The sequence below is a fragment of the Streptomyces longisporoflavus genome (assembly GCF_014649775.1).
GTDB classification, from domain to species: Bacteria; Actinomycetota; Actinomycetes; order Streptomycetales; family Streptomycetaceae; genus Streptomyces; species Streptomyces longisporoflavus.
In genome coordinates this window covers 523,022-539,879 of record NZ_BMTR01000004.1, presented here as the reverse complement: position 1 = coordinate 539,879, position 16,858 = coordinate 523,022, and the positions used below count along the sequence as shown (strand labels likewise).

The following is a 16,858-nucleotide window of genomic DNA, read 5'->3' as shown; positions in this document are numbered from 1 at the left end:
GCGGCCCCTCACCCGCTGACGGCGGCCACCCCCAACGCACCAGTCCGCACCCGCTTGACGAGACCCGCACCCCGAACCAACCAGCTGCGCAGCTCACCCTCTGCCGGTCGCCCCCGACGAACCAGTCCGCACCCGGCACGACGACCGGCCCGCCCCACGGCGCCTGGTCGAGAGTCCCGCTCCCGGGCCGTCCGGTCGTCTTCCCTCGCGCGGTGGAGGGACGGGAGTCAAGGGTGGAGCGCAGCGGAATCGGCGCAGCCGACGCGACGTAGGAGCGCCCTTTACGCCCGGCCCGGAACCGCCAAACTCCAGAGAACCGGACGGCACCGGCAACCAATTCAACCCCGGTCCAGCACAGCCCCCCACCTCACGTCGCCGCCACCGGCGCTCTGTCCGTCGCGAGTTTGATCGCGAGGGCGCCGAGGACCGTGCCCATCGCGTACCGCTGGGCCCGCAGCCAGGTGGGGCGGTCCGCCAGGAACACCGCGATGGTGCCCGCCGCCAGGACGATCGCGAGGTTCACCGCCAGGCTGATGAAGATCTGCACGCCGCCGAGGGCGAAGCCCTGGAGGAGAGTGTGGCCCGCCGCCGGATCTATGAACTGCGGTATGAGCGAGACGTACATGACGGCGATCTTCGGGTTCAGGAGGTTGGTCAGGAGCCCCATGGTGAACAGCCGCCGGGGCGAGTCGGGGGCCAGCTCCTGCCGGGTGAAGACCGAAGTGCCGCCCGGCTTCAGCGCCTTCCAGGCCAGCCACGCCAAGTAGCCCGCGCCCGCCAGCTTCACCGCCGTGTACAGCTGGGGGACGGCGAGGAAGACCAGCGAAAGGCCCAGATTGGCGGCCGTCAGATAGACGATGAAGCCGACGGCCACCCCGGCCAGGGAGATCGCTCCGGCGCGCCTGCCCTGGGTGATGCTCCGCGAGACGAGGTACATCATGTTGGGTCCGGGCGTGAGCACCATGCCCAGAGAGACCACTGCGACGCCGATGAGCGCGTTCATTCCGATCATTCAGCAAGCATCGGACGACCACGCCGGTCGGCACCAGCGATGAATACTTCATGCAACACGTAAGCGCTGCTACATCGGCGCGGGGAGCCGGGGAGCCGGGGAGCCGGGGAGCCAGGGGCCGGGAAGCCAGGGGCCAGCCGGGCCCGCGACGGAGGTCGCGCCGCCGGCCCGTCACCCCTCCTCGGTCAGCCGTTCACGCACCCGAGCAGCGATTTTGTACGTGTCTCCGGTCGGCCGGACGGCGAGATGGCCCGGGTCACGGATCCAGCCGTCCTCCAGGGCGAACCAGTCGATGGCCTTGGGGGCCCGGCCATCCCCGAGTGCTGCCCGCAGTTCCTTGAAGTACGTTGCCCAGCGCAGCCGGTAGAGCCCGCCGGCGAGTCCGGCCCACTCCCGGTTGGCGTAGTCGCGAAGCCCCGCGTCCGCGCCGGACCGCGTGCCCCACACGGTGAGCAGCGACAGCTGGTCGTACGCGAGCCGCTCCCGTTCCGTCGCGTCGGCGCCCCACGAGCGGGCGTCGGCGACCCAACGCCCGAGCAGGTGGCGGGAGTCGGTGGCCACGAGCTCGTCGAGCAGATCCACCAGGTCGAGCCAGGCGCGGGTCAGTTCGTCGAAGCGGGCGCTGCTGCCGTCGTCGTACGCCTGCTTGATCCGGGGCAGGAGTACCCGGCTGCGATTGGAGAGCGCCTGACGTGCCACGTCGAGGAGGTCACGCCGGTAGGCGGAGGAGCCCCGCAGTTCGCCTCGTACGGCCAGGAGTTCGGTGAGGGCGGGCTCGAAGTCCGCCGGTTCGTACCGCATGGCTTTCGGCGACCAGGCCGCCGCCGACTTCGCCGACAGGTCCGGCCGTGCGCCGAAGAGGCCATCCGCGCCCTCGGCCCACTCGTCGGCGCGGGTCGTGCCGTACGCGGTGCGGCGCAGGATGTCCCAGGCGGCAGCCGCGTGGGGGTCCGCCGCCCCGTAGCGCGACACGGACCAGTCGGAGAACCAGTCTTCGAGGTCCAAGCCGCCGGTCCGCCAGGCAAGTTCGGAGAACAGCTCGAAAGCGGCGGGGTTGTTGTCGGCCGCCTCCGGCATCAGGGAGATGCCGCGCTGCATGCTGCCGTCCTTGGTGCGCCACTTCTCGTAGAGCGCGGCCCAGTCGGGGGTGTTGGCGCCGAGGGTCGTGTGCCCGCCGAAGTTCCAGATCGAGCCGAAGGTGTACGGGGTGTCGTTCCAGTCGGCCTCGCGGTCGGTGACCTTCGGGAAGCGGTCGGAGAGGCCGTCGACCACCAGCATCCTGGACTTGTCGACGGCGTCGACGATGGCCTTCGGCGGGTTGCTCTGCCAGCCGAGGATCACCCAGATGGCGCCGGGATGCGCTGTGCGGAGCGCCTTCTCGACGGCCTTGGCCGCCTCCGGAACCGGCACGTCACCCGGCTTTCCGCCCTCGTGCAGAAGATCCATTTTGTACATCGTCGAGGTGCCGAACAGCTCGTCCTGGGCACGGTAGAACGCGGCGGCCACCCGTCCGAAGGCCTCGGTTCGCGGGTCGAGCCAGTCGGGCCGCGCGAAGCCCACCCAGTTCCCTTGCGGCACGGTTCTCGCGCCGGGATTCTTCGCCGCGAAGTCGGGCGGGACGGTGCCGAAGTAGCCGGGGAGGACCGGGACCATGCCGAGCTCGCGTAGGCGGTCCGTGATACGGCGTCCCAACGCGGCCCGGCGGTCGAGGAGTTGGCGCGATACGGGATACGGGAAGGCGGACATGTTCTGCAGCAGCCACCACGGCTGGTGCGCCGGCGCCGGGATCCATTCGCGCAACTCCCGGTCGGAGTAGCCGAAGTCCTGGAACACGCGGTGGTAGAGGGCGTCGGCGCCGACGTAGACGAGGACTTCGTTGTAGCCGTGCAGCGCGAGCACGTCGATCTCGCGCTCCCAGTAGGACCAGTCGTGGTACGCCCCCGTGTAACCGTCGTTCGTGTCGTTGAGGACGAAGCGGTGCGGGGCGTTGGCGCGTCCGGTCAGCGGTTCGTCCAGACCGGGGAGTCGGCCGGGCAGGTCCAGCTGTTCGCCTGCCCAGGTGATGTTCGCGTGCGCCGCGTGCTTCAAGTAGGCGTGTAGTCCGGTGAGTTGAAGCGCCGGTGTAGGGCCTTCGACGCTGATGTGCCCGCGCCGTCCGGAAACCCGGAAGGAGTCGGCGGGGCCCGCGGTTCTGAACGTCAGCTGCTTCCAGTGGCCGGGCAGCAGCCGCCGGGCGGCCTTGGCCGCGGGCGAATCGGATTCGGCGGCGGGGGCGCCGTCGGCGGTGGAGCCCGAGCAGGCGACGGCGGCGCCGGTCGTCGCGGCCATGGCGGTGAGGAAGGTGCGGCGGGGCAGGGGCATGACGAAGGGATACCCTCCCGGTTCGGCGAATCCCGGGCGGGCGCCCGGTCGGTGCTGGACGCGGCACCACGATGACCGTCCCGCGAACCATGGTCAAGACGCCACGGCACGTAAGCGCCCACTGCCGGGTGGGCCCACCGCGGCGTATCTGCCCCGTTCGCCGCCTCCGGCCGTCCTCCGCCCGCCGCCGTCCGCCCTCGCCCGCCGGCCCCCGGTGCTAGCGTCAGCGGATGACCGCACCTCTGCCCGGCAGCCCCACCCGCGCCTCCACCACGGGGCGACCCCTGATGGCCGCCCTCGATCTGTTCGGGCGTCGCTGGAGCCTGCGGGTCGTCTGGGAGTTGCGGGCCGAGCCCTTGGGGTTCCGCGCGCTTCAGGAGCGGTGCGACGCAATGTCGTCCAGTGTGCTGCGCCAGCGCCTGACCGAATTGCTCGAAGCCCGCCTGGTACGACAGTTGCCCGACAGCACGTACGCCCTGACCGACCTCGGCCGTGCGGCCCATCAAGCCCTGCGCCCCCTGGACGTGTGGGCCGAGCGCTGGGCGACGGAGCTCACTGCGGGGTCCGGCGCCGACTCGGCAGAGGGTCCGCGCTGAGCGCGTCGCGCATCCGGTCGACGGCGTTCGTCAGCGCGCTCAACGGCCTCAGCAGTAGCGTGGCCTCGGTCAACTGACCCTGGGCGTCCACATGTTGTACGAGAGCGCCGAACACGGACTCGTCGCCGACCTTCGCGGTGAAGGTCGACACGCCGTGCCGCTCCTCCCCGCCCGCGCCGGGGTCGGTGAACTGCCCTAGCGGTTCGAGCCCGGTCAGGCACTGCCCGATCTTCGCGAACAAGTGGGCCACGTCGTCCCGGCCCCTGTAGTCGGCGACAGGACTGTGGAAGACGACGTCCGGCGCGAGCGGGGGCCGGATGCGGGCGGGTGCGGCCGCTGCGCCGGGTGCCAGTACGTCACGTACATCGAGGCTCATCGGTATCGCTCCTCCTGGCCGCTGCTCATTGAGCGCTTCGATTTCCGAAGCAGCACTCGGCGGAGCCTACTCCCGCTGCGGGTAAGTCGGGTCGTAGTCGCAAGTCATCGGGTCGATATCCCATGGTGAGACCAAAACCCTTTGCATCAGCCTCAGTTGACCGCATTGACATCCGATGTATCCAACCCTACGTTCCCCACCGACCCGTCCGCCCCCAGCCCTCCCCCAGGGAGCCGCCCCCATGCGCACACACCTCAGTCGCACCCGGCGCAGAGTCGCCGGGATCGCCCTGCTCCTCGCTTCGGCCCTCGCCGCCACCGCTGTTCCCGCCGCCACCGCCGTTCCCGCAGCCGTCGCCGGCCCAACGCAGCCCCCGGCAGCCACCGGCCCCGGAACCGACCACGCCACCGACGACCCCTTCACCTCCGACCGCACCAACTGGTGGCGGCAGGACCGCTTCGGGATGTTCATCCACTTCGGCGCGTACTCCAACCTGGAGGGCGAGTACAGGAAGGCCGACGGCTCTGTCTGCCGTGACGCCGAGTGGATCCAGCGGCAGTGCGACATCCCGAAGGCCGAGTACGAGAAGCGGGCCGCCACCTTCAACCCCGCCGACTTCGACGCGAAAGCCGTGGTCAAGGCGGCCAAGGACGCCGGAATGCGCTACATCGTCGTCACCTCGAAGCACCACGAGGGCTACGCGATGTGGCCCACGAAGGTCAACGACTGGAACCTGCGCGACCACTCCTCCTTCGACAAGAAGCGCGACATCCTCGCCGAGCTGAAGAAGGCCTCCGACGACGCGGGCATCAAGCTCGGCTTCTACTACTCGATCTGGGACTGGCACGACCCCGACTTCCCGGACCCCGCAACCTTCCCCGCGTACGAGAAGCGGATGCGCGCCCAGCTCAAGGAGCTGGTCGACAACTACGACCCGGCCCTGCTCTGGTTCGACGGCGAGTGGGACACGGACAAGCCCCACAACCCCTGGACGGCGAAGGACGGCGAGAAGCTGGAGGCCTATCTCCGCGGCCTCGACCCGGACCTGATCATCAACAACCGTGTCGGCAAGCGCCGCGTGGTCGACGGCGATTACGGCACCCCCGAGCAGGAGATCCCCGGCGCCCCGGTCGACGGCCAGCTCTGGGAGTCCTGCATGACCCTCAACGACCACTGGGGTTTCGCCCGCTACGACACGAACTGGAAGTCGTCGGCCGCCCTGGTCAGGAACCTTCTCTCCACCACGTCCCGCAGCGGCAACTACCTCCTGAACATCGGCCCCGACGCCCGCGGCCGGGTCCCGCAGCCCTCCGTCGAACGGCTGCGGCAGACGGGCGACTGGCTGCGTACGGCGGGGCAGGGCGACGCGGTGTTCGGAGCACGCTACGGCGGGCTCGTCGAGGAACCGGCCTGGGGTTCCGTCAGCCGCAAGGGCGACAAGCTGTACGCGGCCGTCACCCAGTGGCCGGCGTCCGGCGCCGCCCTGCACCTGAAGGCGCGTACGGACTTCGATGTCACGGCGGCACGCGTGCTCGGCAGCGACCAGAAGGTGAGCGTCACGAAGTCCGGCGACGGCATCGACGTGCGGCCATCGGACGCCGCGACCAATGACACGGCCACGGTCATCGAGCTGAAGGTCGACCCCGGGCCGACGGCGCGTCCGGGTAAGGGCGAGGGTCTGAAGCAGGAGATCTTCGACAACGCGGACCTGAGCGGCGCCCCGCAGATCACCCGCACCGACCGGTCCCTCAACCACGCCTGGAAGTACGAGGGGTCACCGGCGGCGAGCATCCCCTCCGACCGGTTCAGCATCCGCTGGACCGGCAAGCTGGAGCCGCGCCGCTCCGAGACGTACACGCTGACGACCGTCTCCGACGGCATGGCACGGGTGTGGATCGACGGCAAGCTGGTCATCGACTCGTGGACCCCGCACGAGCCGAGGCTCGACAAGGCCGCCGTCACCCTCACCGCGGGCAAGCGGCACTCGATCAAGGTCGAGTACGCGGAACAGACCGGCGAGGCCCACCTCAAGCTGCTCTGGTCAAGCCCCGGCCAGGAGCAGCAGATCGTACCGGCGGCGCAGTTGTACGCGCGCTGAGCCGGCGCCCCGGTTTCCTCCGCCAGGCGATTCGGGCCCCAAGTCCTGGAAACGCAGGACTTGGGGCCCGTGCCGTGAGGACCAACGGCGAGCTTTTTCCGTACTTCGGAATTGGCAGTGTTGATCCACGCCGACTGGGCATATGACCGTCCATCGATCTTTGGCCACCCGGGTCAGAGGCTCGATGACAGCCCATCACCGAACAAGAGAGTGACTGCACCGTGAGCGCGCCCGAAGCCCCCGAAATACCGGCACCGCCCGCTCCGGAGGCCCTGGCCCGGCACCGCACGCTCTTTCGCGCGGTCCACCGCCGCAAGAACCCGCGCCTGCGCCAGTCGGACATCACCGTCACCGAAGAGGCGCAGGTCAGGCGGGCGGTCAAGGCGACGGCCCTGGGCAACGCCATGGAGTGGTACGACTTCGGCGTCTACGCCTACCTCGCGGTGATCATCGGCAAGGAGTTCTTCCCCTCCGGCAACGACACCGCGCAGACCCTCTCCTCCCTCGCCACCTTCGCGGCGGCCTTTCTGGTGCGCCCCATCGGCGGCATGGTCTTCGGCCCGCTGGGCGACCGCGTGGGCCGCAAGAAGATCCTGGCCCTGACCATGATCATGATGTCGACGGCCACCCTGGCGATCGGCCTGATCCCGTCCTACGCCACCATCGGCGTCTGGGCGCCGGTCCTGCTCGTCCTGTGCCGCATGGTGCAGGGCTTCTCGACGGGCGGTGAGTACGGTGGCGCCGCGACCTTCATCGCCGAGTACGCGCCGGACAAGCGCCGCGGATTCTGGGGCTCCTTCCTGGAGTTCGGCACCCTGATCGGCTACACCGTCGCCGCCGTTCTCGTCACCGCCCTGACCATGGGGCTCAGTGACGGCGCCATGCAGTCCTGGGGCTGGCGCATCCCGTTCCTGGTGGCGGCGCCGCTCGGTCTCATCGGTCTCTACCTGCGGCTGAAGCTCGACGAGTCGCCGGCCTTCCAGAAGATGGCGGAAGCGGAGAGCGGGCCGGCCGCCGAACGCCAGAAGAAGTCCTTCCGGGATGCCTTCGTCGGCCAGTGGCGGGCCATGCTGCTCTGCATCGCACTGGTGGCGGCGTTCAACGTCACCGATTACATGCTGCTCTCGTACATGCCGACGTATCTGACGGAACTCGGCTTCGGCGAGACCGGCGGTCTGATGTCCATCGTGGTCGTCATGCTGATCCTGATGGCGCTCATCAACTCGGTCGGCCGCATCTCCGACCGCATCGGCCGCAAGCCGGTCCTGATGGCCGGCTCGGTGGCCTTCTTCGTGCTGGCTCTGCCGGCCTTCCTGCTCATCAAGCAGGGCGGCACGGTCGCGGTCTTCACGGGCCTGCTCATCCTCGGCCTCGCGCTGGTCTGCTACCTGGGCGCCATGTCCTCGTCCCTGCCCGCCCTCTTTCCGACGGACGTCCGCTACGGCTCCCTGTCCATCGGCTTCAACGTCTCGGTCTCGCTGTTCGGCGGCACGACCCCGCTGGTGGTGGCGGCCCTGATCGGCGCCACCGGCAACGACCTGATGCCCGCGTTCTACACGATGCTGGCGGGTCTGGTCGGCATCATCGCGGTGGCCGCCATGAAGGAAACGGCCCGCAAGCCCCTGGAGGGCTCCCCGCCGTCGGTGGCGACACCTGAGGAGGCCAGGGAACTGGTGGAGGCACAACGCCTCTGACGCCCACGGCTTTGCCTGCTGGCTCCAGGACGCCCGCCTGCGCCTACGGCCTCGCCGGCTCCAGGACGTCCACCTGCGGCAACGACCGGTGCCGGTGGTGGGCGTCGGCTATGTCCGCGAGGCCGGGTCGGTCCAGCGCGCGGTAGGCCGACACGAGGAGTTCAGTGGCAAGGACTTCGCGGGACGGGTCGCCTCCCGACGCCCAGTGCAGGTCGCGGCCCAGGACCAGGGCCTCGGCGGGATCGCCCGCCGCGCACCGGCGACGCGCTTCTTGCACGCTCGCCTCCAGGGCCTCGGCGTCGTCGAACAGGTCGTACATGTACGTCGCGAACTTGTACGCGTCCGCGCCGTTGTGGGCGGGGCGGTCCAGCGCGGTCGAGCCCGACACGAGGGCGCCCGCGCCGTCCAGCGTCGTGACGCGGTCGTGGTCCACCGGCAGGCGCATGGTGTCGTACGCCTCGGAGTAGGCGAAGCCCACCTCGGTCCTGTCGCCGGTCTCCAGGGCGGTCAGCGCGTCACGCAGCAGGCCGAGGCGGGTCCGCCGGGCAGGCGTGTCCGGGTCGTCCGGGTCGTGGTCGAGGTCGCGCCGGCTCCGTTCGATGATCGTCCGCACCGCTTCCAGCGGGGTGGCCGCGCGGGTGTCGATGCCGCCGCCGTCGTTGTTGTAGTAGGACGCGACGCCCCGGCAGGTGCGGCCGTCGTCGGACCACAGGCCGAAGTGCAGGCCGTCCGAACCGCCGTGCATGAAGGTCAGGAACTCGGGCGGATCGCGGTAGTAACGGCCGTGTACGCGTACGTCGATGCCGTCGCGCGCGGGGCGTCCGGCATCCCCGAACAGGTCCATGATTCCGGCCGGGCTCACCATCAGATCCCGCAGCGCCTCGTTCTCGTCGGGGCCCAGAGACGCCAGGAACTCCCGGAACCGGAAGACGGAGTCCGGCAGTTCGACCCCCCAGTCCCGCCGAATCCGCTCTTCGACGGAGGCCCGGTCCGCCGGGCTCCCGCTCTTCTCTCCGCTCATCCGGAACTCCTGGCTCATGTCGTCCCCTCCAAGGTAGCGATCGCCTCTGACAGCCACTTCTTCTCCTCCGTGCCGGTGGCGCGCGCGATCCGGAGCATGCCCTGGCGGAACAGGTCGGGTGCTTCCTCCGCCGACAACGGCTTTCCGTCGCGGTAGAAGAAACTCGCCGGTGCGTCCAGGAAGGCCTGACGGCGGCGGAGTACGGCTGACTGTTCGGCCGGGTCCGGGAGGTGGCGCAGGAACGCAAGCAGGGTGAAGAAGCGCTGCCCGTCCGTGATGTCGGCGTCCTTGGGCTCCCGGAGGCGGGCAAGCAGTTCGCTGCGCCCCGCCTGCGTGAGGGACAGGATCCGGCGCGGCGCGGCGCTCTTGCCCGGCTCGGTGCGCTGCTCGACGAGGCTCGCCTTCACCAGGCGGGTGATCGCCGGATAGAGCGCGCCGTCGCTCACGGGGCGGATGTGACCACTGAGTCCCTGGATGCGGGCCTTGAGGTCGTAGCCGTGCAGGGGTTCCTCGTGGAGGAAGCCCAGAATCGACAGCTCCAGCATTGAGTTGAGCCCCTCTCCCTTGTCCGCCGCGTGCGGTTGATGCTATCTCTTTCCGCTGTACCTCGTTTCGAGGTACAGCGGAAAGAGGGGGGCGCGCATGGTCAGGGTCACGGTCTCGGGGTCCACGTCGTCATCGGCCGGGCACCGGCGCCGGCTCGTGGCGCTCGCGTATCCGGTCTACTTCGAGCTTCTCGCCGGGGTCACCGCCGGGATCATCAACATGATCTGGGTGGCCCGGCTCGGCGGCGCCGCTGTCGCCGCGGTGGCCGTCGCCACGAACGTCGAGAACCTGCTGCTCGGCGTCATCCTCATGGCCGGGTCGGGTACGACGGTCCTTGTCGCGCGGGCCAGGGGAGCGCGGGACGGGACGGCGCTGCGGTCGGCGGTGCGCGGGGGCTGGGCCCTGTGGGCGCTGATCACGCCGGTCGTCGCCGTCGGCGGCTACCTGTGCCGCGAGCCGCTGGCCCGGCTCGTGCTCGGCGGCGGCGAGAGCGACGCGCTCGCCCTCATGACCGGATACTTCGCGATCGCCCTGCCGGGGACGGCGGTCTACTTCGCCACCAACGTCGTCGACGGCATCCTCAAGGGCGCGGGCGACACGCGCACCCCAATGCGGCTCGCCCTGCTGGCCAACGGCCTGATCCTCGTCCTCGATCCGTTCTTCATCGCGGTCCTCGGACTAGGCGTGCGCGGGGCGGCGATCGCCACCGTGCTCGGCCGGTCGGTCGCGTTGCTGTGCGGTCTGATCGCGTTGCGGCGCAACGTCTTGCTGCGGGCAGCACGCAAGGAGAGGGGGAAGGGGAGGCGGCTCGGCGCCGACGCGCGCAGGACGGCGGCGACCGGCTTTCCCATGGCGGCGGACTTCGTCGTACGGATGACGGGCGCGCTGGCCCTGGTCGCGGTCGTCGCCAGGATCGGCGTCGGGGAAGTCGCCGCGTACGGCATCGCGACCAAGGCGATGTATGTGGCGACCATGGCCTTCTACGCCGTACGCCAGGCCGCCGCCATCCACACCGCCCACCTGCTCGGGGCCGGGCGCGACGAGCGGCGGGCGGTCGGGCGTCAGGCGCTGCTGGTCGCAGGGGCCCTTGGCCTCACGGCCGCCCTGCTGCTGCTCGCCGCCGGGCCCTGGATCATGCGGGGTTTCGGCGCCGGGGGCGAGGTGGCCGACGCGGGGGTGCTCTATCTGCGCTGTCTGGGGCCGTACTTGGTGCTGCTTGCCTGCTTCATCGCGCTCGGCGGCGTGTTCGAGGGCAGCGGTGGCAGCCCGGCCCTCGTCCGCATCACGGCAGGGGGAGTGGCGGTGCAACTGGTACTTGCGTACGCCCTGTCGGGATGGGGGCTGCCGGGGATCTGCCTGGCCATGGCGGGGTCCATGGCCCTCCAGTGCGCGGCGCTCGGCCGCCTCTGCCGGCGCACGGAACAGCCTTCGGCGCGCCGGACGAAACGGGTCGCGGGACTTGGGGTCAGTCGCAGAGGCGGGAGGTGGTGACGGAGCCGCCCGCGTTCTCGTCGTCCGTGCCGAGGGCGGCGCGGTGGGTGCCGGGGACGCAGTGCAGGGCCTCGATCTTGTGCCCCTTGAACTTTTCCAGCAGCTTCGGCGACTTGGCGAGCGAGAGCCGCACCGCGCCCTTGCCGGAGACGGACAGCTTGCCCGCGTCGCTCACGGCGGAGTCGAACGGTCCGTCGTCCCCCGAGTCCGAAGCGGAACTGACAAATACCCGGCCCGACTTGGTGACGTCGATGTCCGAGACGTGCCGGACGTCCCCCGACGGATACGGCGCACGGAAGGCCGCCTTCTTCACCTTCCCGAACTCCGACTCGCCCCGGGAGCCGAACGAGAACGGCGCCGAGTACACCGTCGCCGGGCGCTTCTTGCCCGCGCCGCGATCCGCCCAGAGAGCGGCGAGCTTTCCGTTCCGCGAGGTCAGCGAGAAGCTCTCGAAGTCGTCGCCCTCACCGATCCCGGGAAGAGGGGAGATGTCCAGGACCCTGACCGCTTTCTCCGTGGCGTGCCCCTTCAGGTGGTAGATGAGTCCACGACTCGCCACGGCCACGTACTCGTCCGACGTGCCCGGCACACGGTCGAGGGCTTCCAGGTCGACCGGCTCGGCGGCGCCCTGCCAGGCGACCGGCGTCACCTCGGCGGCGGCACCGGGGCGGTAGGCGACTTCGGCGAGGCGGTTCTCGCCGGGGTGCTTGTTGTCGCGCACGACCAGGGTCCTGAGACGGTCCCCGGAATCCGAGGTGACGGCAAGGCCGCTGACCCCGGACTTGATGTCGTTGCCGACCTGCTGCCACCGGGGATCCGTGGGCGGCTGGGCCGCGGTCGGACCGGTGCCGAGGAGCACTGCGACTCCCGCTCCGAGTGCGGTCATTGCGGCCAGGACGGACTTGCGCATGTTCAGAGGGCCTTTCGCTCGGTGCTTCTTTCGGTGCTTCCTCGGTACTCGCGCGTGGGGCCCCTCCGGTGCTCCCGGGACGTATGACGCGCGTAGATCCGCGACTGGCCGGACCGTAGTGGCCCGGCCGCCGTTGAGGCAAGCACTGTCCCTGAACTGGCGCAACGGGTGGTTTCACACCAATGTCGGCTCGCGGGCGGACTACGACGAGAAGCGGGGGCAGGCGCACGACACGCTCCAGCCCCCGCCGCTCCGTGCAGACGTAACCCGGTTACGGGCGCGGGTGGTTACGGCTTGCGGGCCACCGCGCCGTACGCGTCGACCGGCGTCGTGTCCTCGGCGTCCGGACGCCACCGGGTGACCTGCGAGACGCCCGGCTCCACCAACTCCAGGCCGTCGAAGAAGCCGCCGATCTCCTCGACACTGCGGACGTGGTAGGGGATGGCGCCGCTCTTGTTGTACGCGTCCGATGCCGCGATCATGCCCGTGCTGGTGGCAGTGCTGTCGCTGATCACCAGATAGCTGCCGGACGGCAGGCCCGCCATCAGCTCCGCCACCAGATCGCGCGCTTGCCCGTAATCGGCGACGTGGCCAAGGGTGTTGAGAATCATCAGGGCGACCGGCCGGGAGAGATCCAGGGTCGCGCTCGCGGCCTTCAGGATCGCCTTGGGGTCGTAGAGGTCGGCGTCGATGTACGAAGTGGCGCCCTCGGGTGTGCTGGTGAGCAGCGCGCGGGCGTGCGCGAGGACGAGCGGGTCGTTGTCCACGTACACGATCCGGGAGTCCGGGGCGACGCGCTGGGCGACCTCGTGCGTGTTGTCGGCGGTGGGCAGGCCCGTGCCGATGTCGAGGAACTGGCGGATGCCCTGCTCGGTCGCCAGATGACGGACCGCGCGGCCCAGGAACTGCCGGCTCAGTCGCGCCACGTCGACGAGGCCGGGGTGGATTCCCTTGATGTGGTCGCCCAGTTCGCGGTCTTTCTCGTAGTTGTCCTTGCCGCCCACGAAGTAGTTCCAGAAGCGCGCGGAGTGCGGCTTGCTGGTGTCGATGCGCGCGCGTATCTCCGCGGCCGCCTCGGCTTGCGGGTCCGGATTCGACACGTGGGCCTCCTGTGGGTGAGCGGGCTGCTTGTTACTTGAAAGAACGATCACCCGCCAATCTAGTTCCCGCGGCGGCCCGTCAGAGGCCGATCACGGCAGGGTCGTCGGCCAGTGCCCTGAAGTACTCGCGCGGGTCCGCCATCATCTGTCGCTCGCCGAGGTCCAACAGACCGCCGACGGAGCGCAGTTCCGCGGCACTGGTGCCGTCCGTCCTGCGAATCAGCTGCTCGATGCGGAACGTCTTGCGCTCACCCCAGATGAACGCGCAGGTCACCTCCACCTTGTCGCCCGCGCGCAGTTCGCTGTAGTAGCGGATGGTGTTCTCCAGGTCGGCGTACTGCAGATAGACGGCCTGGTTGAGATGGCCCTGGGAGTCCGTCTCGTATCCACGGACGCTGATGCTCACGGAAAAAGGCTCCGCCACGACATTCCCTTCGACGGTTCGACTGATCAATCCCGCACGGTTGCCACACGTCACACGGTCGCAGCTCCGTCGGCTGTCCGCCGCGCTCACCCCCTCCGCGGAGAGGCGAGGAGATAGCGCGCGCCCTGAGGCCGCTCGGCATGTTCGCTGACCTGCCATCCCGCGGCCTCCAGGGCCCTCGCGCACGTCCGCAGCCCGTCGGGGGACACGTCACGCACGGCGACGGCCTCGGGCTGCGGGGTATCGCCCACCCGATAGCCCCCGGGCCCGGGCGGGCAGCCCGCGGCCTCCAGGGCGAGCGCGGCGGCCTGCACCAGATGCGTACGCTCCCAGCCGCAGGGACGGTCCCGCGCGCCGTCGGAATTGGTCATGCGGCGCATCTCCAGGAGCCCCTCCCAGGCGCTGCGCACGTCACGTGCGCGGGCCGGGCTCCCGCCACCCGGCGGCGGCACGGGCTCGGCGCCGGTGCGGGCGGCGAAGAGGCCGGAGCCGGCCGGAGTGGCCGGGGGAGGGGCCGGTGCCCCGGCTGCGGGGGCACGCGCCGCCTCTTCCCGTACGCGATGACCCGCGGGCGTCAGGAAATAGGCGTGCGGCGGGCGGGGGTGCCGGAAAGCGAGGTGCTGGCGCACGAGTGCCGCCAGCTGTGCCTCGCTTCCCGATAGCCGGCCCGTCGCCGGGTCCGCGGCCTCGATGATCCGCCGCTGGACGGCCGTCGGAGGCTTCGTCATGGGCCCACCTCATCCCCAAGTCCTGCTGCCTGGTTCTGATGGTGCCTCGTGCCACTGACAACGGCTGCGGACCTCGGCTGTCCGGGACCCGCCCGTTCAGCGAATGACGCCCGTCGCGGGGTCGACCACCTTCTCGGCGACGAGTTCGAGCGTGCGCCGGTCGTCGTCGGCGGTGCCGCGCTCGCCGGGTGTGCCGGGGTAGGTGTCGAGCAGGACGTCCGTGGCGCCGAGCCCGGCCAGGGTCTCCAGGTCGGCACGGAGCTGGTCGACGCTGCCGTGCCCGAGCGGGCGGTCCGCGGTGTCCGGCTGCGGGGTGAGCCGCAGTTGCAGGCGGGGCACCAGGTCCGGCACGGGGCGCCCGGCGGCCTCGGCCTCCGCCGCGATCCTCGGCAGCGCCGTACGCAGGACGTCGAGCGTGGGCATGAACGGGTGCCAGCCCTCGCCGAGACGTGCCGCGCGGCGCTGGGCCGCGGGGGAGTTGCCGCCGACCCAGACGGGCAGCTGCGCGGCGGGGAGAGGTGCGTTGTGGATGCCTTCGTAGGAGACGTAGCGGCCCTTGAAAGAGGTGGTCTCCTCGGTCCATGACGCGCGGATCGCGGCGAGGTACTCGTCCGTGATGGCGCCGCGCTCGTCGAAGGGGACGCCGAGGGCCTCGTACTCGGCGCGGGACCAGCCGACACCGGCGCCGAGGATGAACCCGGCGTCGTTCAGCCGGTCGAGGTTGGCGGCGAGGCGGGCGGTCTGGAGCGGATGGCGGTAGGGGATCACCGTGATCGTCGTGCCGAGCCGTAGTCCCGGTACGCGGCCGGCGAGGTGTGCGGCGAGCACGAACTGGTCGTAGAACGGGGCTGGGTAGACCGAGTGCACATCCGGGGTGACCGCTATGTGGTCGGAGATCATCGCGAACCCGAACCCGAGGTCACGGGCGTCGGTCGCCTGCCGGACGAGGGAGTCCGGGGTGGTGCCTGAGCCGAAATTGAGGAGGTTAACGCCGTATCGCATGGCCGCAAGTCTTGATGATCTTCGGGGCCCGTGTCGAACCGGGCCGGGCCGGGCCGGCACCCGCCCGGCCCGGCCGGCCCGGACATCGACTACTTGCTGCTGGCGAAGCGCATCAGGGCCTGCTCGTCGCCCTGCTTGATCTTCCCGGTCTCGTTGATGACCTGGAGCTTCCAGGTTCCGCCGTCCCGGATCGCCTTGGCCACGGCGCAGCCGTTGTCGTTGGTGAGCAGGCTCGGCCAGATGTCGGCGACCTGCTGGGTGGTGCCGCCCGTGGCGTCGTACACCTTGAAGCTGATGTTGCGGGCGTTCTGGAAGGCGCTGCGCTTCTTGTACGCGGCGGCGACGAACACGATGGACGTGATGTTGTCCGGCACGCGCGCGAACTCGACGGTCACCGTCTCGTCGTCGCCGTCGCCCTTGCCGGTCTGGTTGTCGCCGCTGTGCACCAGCGAGCCGTTGCCCAGCGGGTCCAGGGAGTCGAGACCGGCGAGACGCACGGGGTCCGCGCCCGACATCGCGATGGCGATCAGGTCGAGGTCGGTGCCGGCCTTCTGGCGGAGCTTGCCCATCAGGCCGCCGCTGCTGCCGACGGTGGGGTCCCAGGACACCCCTATGGACAAGTGGGTCACTCCGCCGAGATCAGCAGGGCCGTCTTCCTTCTTGAGCGTGATCATCCGTGATCCTTCTTGGTGGTGAGAGTGCTATATGAGACAGAGTGTGCCTGGTTTCAGGGGCGGATGTTCCAGCTCGCCACCACAGGGCGCCCGTGTTCCGTACTGAGGCGGCAGACAGTCCCAGTCGCCAGCTGGAACAGCGCCCCTCCCGACGCGGGCAGTCCGAGGCGCCGGGCCGTCAGGACCCGCAGAAAGTGGGAGTGGGCGAAGAGGACCACGCTGCCCTCCGTGTTCGCGAGCGCCGCGTCGACCTTGGCCAGCATCCGGTCGGCCCGCTCGCCGACCTGCTCCGGGGTCTCGCCGGGGTGCTCGGCGGGGCCCGGGGCCACGCCGTCCGTGAAGAGGTACCAGTCGGGGCGGGTGCGGTGGATCTCCACCGTCGTGACCCCTTCGTACGCCCCGTAGTCCCACTCGCTCAGGTCGGGGTCCACGCGGGCGGCCGGGAACCCGGCCGACTCCGCCGTCTTGCGGGCCCGCTCCCGCGGGCTGGTGAACGCGGCCCCGATCCGGAACTTCGCGAGCAGAGGCGCGAGCCCCTCGGCCTGCTCCCTGCCGTTCTCGGTGAGCGGGATCTCCGTCCAACTGGTGTGCTGTCCCGTCAGGGACCACTGGGTCTCGCCATGCCGGACGAGGAGCAGGTCACCCATGGTGAACCGCAGAGGTGGGAATGCGCGCTTCGGTGGTCATGTCTCCTGATCCTGCTCCAATGTCACGACATTGCCCAAGCTACGCCGCCGCTCCTCGCGCGCGTGCCACCACCCCCGGACCACGGCGCCCGGTCGCTCGCGACCGCTCCCGACTGCTTCAGTTGCCCACACAGCGTCC

Annotated in this window: 16 protein-coding genes and 1 pseudogene; 5 read left to right on the top strand and 12 right to left on the bottom strand. The window is 70.2% G+C overall.

Annotation, left to right across the window (positions count from 1 at the left end; all coding sequences use genetic code 11):
• A pseudogene (locus IE226_RS44060) lies at window positions 1–272 on the top strand (hypothetical protein); the annotation flags it as partial.
• A 95-nt stretch (window positions 273–367) separates the two neighbouring features.
• Here the strand turns inward: IE226_RS44060 and IE226_RS11455 are convergent.
• Window positions 368–1,012 (bottom strand): LysE family translocator, encoded by a 645-nt coding sequence (locus tag IE226_RS11455; protein ID WP_190080966.1) that lies wholly within the window; start codon window positions 1,010–1,012, stop codon window positions 368–370.
• 171 nt (window positions 1,013–1,183) lie between these two features.
• Window positions 1,184–3,373: an alpha-N-acetylglucosaminidase gene (locus IE226_RS11450; protein ID WP_190080965.1), complete on the bottom strand. Its 2,190-nt coding sequence runs from the start codon at window positions 3,371–3,373 to the stop codon at window positions 1,184–1,186.
• A gap of 230 nt (window positions 3,374–3,603) precedes the next feature.
• Between IE226_RS11450 and IE226_RS11445 the strand changes: the two genes are divergently transcribed.
• Window positions 3,604–3,969 carry a winged helix-turn-helix transcriptional regulator gene (locus IE226_RS11445; RefSeq protein WP_229870758.1) on the top strand — a complete coding sequence of 122 codons (366 nt, stop codon included), beginning with the start codon at window positions 3,604–3,606 and terminating at the stop codon, window positions 3,967–3,969.
• On the opposite strand, the gene IE226_RS11440 is transcribed toward IE226_RS11445, so the two are convergent.
• Window positions 3,926–4,345: a hypothetical protein gene (locus tag IE226_RS11440; RefSeq protein ID WP_190080964.1), complete on the bottom strand. Its 420-nt coding sequence runs from the start codon at window positions 4,343–4,345 to the stop codon at window positions 3,926–3,928. The two genes, IE226_RS11445 and IE226_RS11440, sit on opposite strands and share 44 nt — an antisense overlap.
• 241 nt (window positions 4,346–4,586) lie before the next feature.
• Here IE226_RS11440 and IE226_RS11435 point away from each other — a divergent pair, with 241 nt between their 5' ends.
• Window positions 4,587–6,443, top strand: coding sequence for an alpha-L-fucosidase (locus tag IE226_RS11435; protein WP_190080963.1), 1,857 nt, complete (start codon window positions 4,587–4,589; stop codon window positions 6,441–6,443).
• 221 nt (window positions 6,444–6,664) lie between these two features.
• Entirely contained in the window at window positions 6,665–8,137 is a 1,473-nt protein-coding gene (gene proP / locus IE226_RS11430) for a glycine betaine/L-proline transporter ProP (protein WP_190080962.1), read from the top strand.
• Window positions 8,138–8,180: 43 nt separating this feature from the next.
• Here proP and IE226_RS11425 read toward each other — a convergent pair whose 3' ends face one another.
• Both IE226_RS11425 and IE226_RS11420 read right to left on the bottom strand, forming a co-directional pair.
• Window positions 8,181–9,158 carry an ADP-ribosylation family protein gene (locus IE226_RS11425; protein ID WP_190080961.1) on the bottom strand — a complete coding sequence of 326 codons (978 nt, stop codon included), beginning with the start codon at window positions 9,156–9,158 and terminating at the stop codon, window positions 8,181–8,183.
• Between the two features lie 14 nt (window positions 9,159–9,172).
• The gene (locus tag IE226_RS11420; RefSeq protein WP_190080960.1) at window positions 9,173–9,703 is read right to left on the bottom strand and encodes a PadR family transcriptional regulator; all 531 of its coding nucleotides are present in this window, start codon (window positions 9,701–9,703) and stop codon (window positions 9,173–9,175) included.
• Between the two features lie 97 nt (window positions 9,704–9,800).
• Between IE226_RS11420 and IE226_RS11415 the strand changes: the two genes are divergently transcribed.
• Window positions 9,801–11,195 carry an MATE family efflux transporter gene (locus IE226_RS11415; protein ID WP_190080959.1) on the top strand — a complete coding sequence of 465 codons (1,395 nt, stop codon included), beginning with the start codon at window positions 9,801–9,803 and terminating at the stop codon, window positions 11,193–11,195.
• On the opposite strand, the gene IE226_RS11410 is transcribed toward IE226_RS11415, so the two are convergent.
• The 7 genes from IE226_RS11410 to IE226_RS11380 all read right to left on the bottom strand — a co-directional run bounded on the left by IE226_RS11410 (window position 11,170) and on the right by IE226_RS11380 (window position 16,680).
• The gene (locus tag IE226_RS11410; RefSeq protein WP_190080958.1) at window positions 11,170–12,105 is read right to left on the bottom strand and encodes a hypothetical protein; all 936 of its coding nucleotides are present in this window, start codon (window positions 12,103–12,105) and stop codon (window positions 11,170–11,172) included. The two genes, IE226_RS11415 and IE226_RS11410, sit on opposite strands and share 26 nt — an antisense overlap.
• A 287-nt stretch (window positions 12,106–12,392) precedes the next feature.
• Entirely contained in the window at window positions 12,393–13,205 is an 813-nt protein-coding gene (locus IE226_RS11405) for an SAM-dependent methyltransferase (protein ID WP_190080957.1), read from the bottom strand.
• Between the two features lie 79 nt (window positions 13,206–13,284).
• The gene (locus IE226_RS11400; RefSeq protein ID WP_190080956.1) at window positions 13,285–13,629 is read right to left on the bottom strand and encodes an acyl-CoA thioesterase; all 345 of its coding nucleotides are present in this window, start codon (window positions 13,627–13,629) and stop codon (window positions 13,285–13,287) included.
• Window positions 13,630–13,715: 86 nt separating this feature from the next.
• Entirely contained in the window at window positions 13,716–14,357 is a 642-nt protein-coding gene (locus tag IE226_RS11395) for a hypothetical protein (protein WP_190080955.1), read from the bottom strand.
• 96 nt (window positions 14,358–14,453) lie between these two features.
• Window positions 14,454–15,359, bottom strand: a complete 906-nt coding sequence (locus IE226_RS11390) for a TIGR03619 family F420-dependent LLM class oxidoreductase (protein WP_190080954.1) — start codon at window positions 15,357–15,359, stop codon at window positions 14,454–14,456.
• Between the two features lie 89 nt (window positions 15,360–15,448).
• Entirely contained in the window at window positions 15,449–16,033 is a 585-nt protein-coding gene (locus IE226_RS11385; protein WP_190080953.1) for a TerD family protein, read from the bottom strand.
• A gap of 53 nt (window positions 16,034–16,086) precedes the next feature.
• Window positions 16,087–16,680 (bottom strand): histidine phosphatase family protein, encoded by a 594-nt coding sequence (locus IE226_RS11380; RefSeq protein WP_190080952.1) that lies wholly within the window; start codon window positions 16,678–16,680, stop codon window positions 16,087–16,089.
• Between the last annotated feature and the right edge of the window lie 178 nt (window positions 16,681–16,858).

Excerpts from the sequence above, each read along its gene's own strand:
- IE226_RS11385 (WP_190080953.1), bottom strand. The coding sequence starts at position 16,033 with ATGATCACGCTCAAGAAGGAAGACGGCCCTGCTGATCTCGGCGGAGTG.
- IE226_RS11445 (WP_229870758.1), top strand. The coding sequence starts at position 3,604 with ATGACCGCACCTCTGCCCGGCAGCCCCACCCGCGCCTCCACCACGGGG.
- IE226_RS11380 (WP_190080952.1), bottom strand. The coding sequence starts at position 16,680 with ATGGGTGACCTGCTCCTCGTCCGGCATGGCGAGACCCAGTGGTCCCTG.
- IE226_RS11425 (WP_190080961.1), bottom strand. The coding sequence starts at position 9,158 with ATGAGCGGAGAGAAGAGCGGGAGCCCGGCGGACCGGGCCTCCGTCGAA.
- IE226_RS11450 (WP_190080965.1), bottom strand. The coding sequence starts at position 3,373 with ATGCCCCTGCCCCGCCGCACCTTCCTCACCGCCATGGCCGCGACGACC.
- IE226_RS11415 (WP_190080959.1), top strand. The coding sequence starts at position 9,801 with ATGGTCAGGGTCACGGTCTCGGGGTCCACGTCGTCATCGGCCGGGCAC.
- IE226_RS11410 (WP_190080958.1), bottom strand. The coding sequence starts at position 12,105 with ATGCGCAAGTCCGTCCTGGCCGCAATGACCGCACTCGGAGCGGGAGTC.
- IE226_RS11435 (WP_190080963.1), top strand. The coding sequence starts at position 4,587 with ATGCGCACACACCTCAGTCGCACCCGGCGCAGAGTCGCCGGGATCGCC.
- IE226_RS11440 (WP_190080964.1), bottom strand. The coding sequence starts at position 4,345 with ATGAGCCTCGATGTACGTGACGTACTGGCACCCGGCGCAGCGGCCGCA.
- IE226_RS11420 (WP_190080960.1), bottom strand. The coding sequence starts at position 9,703 with ATGCTGGAGCTGTCGATTCTGGGCTTCCTCCACGAGGAACCCCTGCAC.
- IE226_RS11395 (WP_190080955.1), bottom strand. The coding sequence starts at position 14,357 with ATGACGAAGCCTCCGACGGCCGTCCAGCGGCGGATCATCGAGGCCGCG.
- IE226_RS11390 (WP_190080954.1), bottom strand. The coding sequence starts at position 15,359 with ATGCGATACGGCGTTAACCTCCTCAATTTCGGCTCAGGCACCACCCCG.
- IE226_RS11455 (WP_190080966.1), bottom strand. The coding sequence starts at position 1,012 with ATGATCGGAATGAACGCGCTCATCGGCGTCGCAGTGGTCTCTCTGGGC.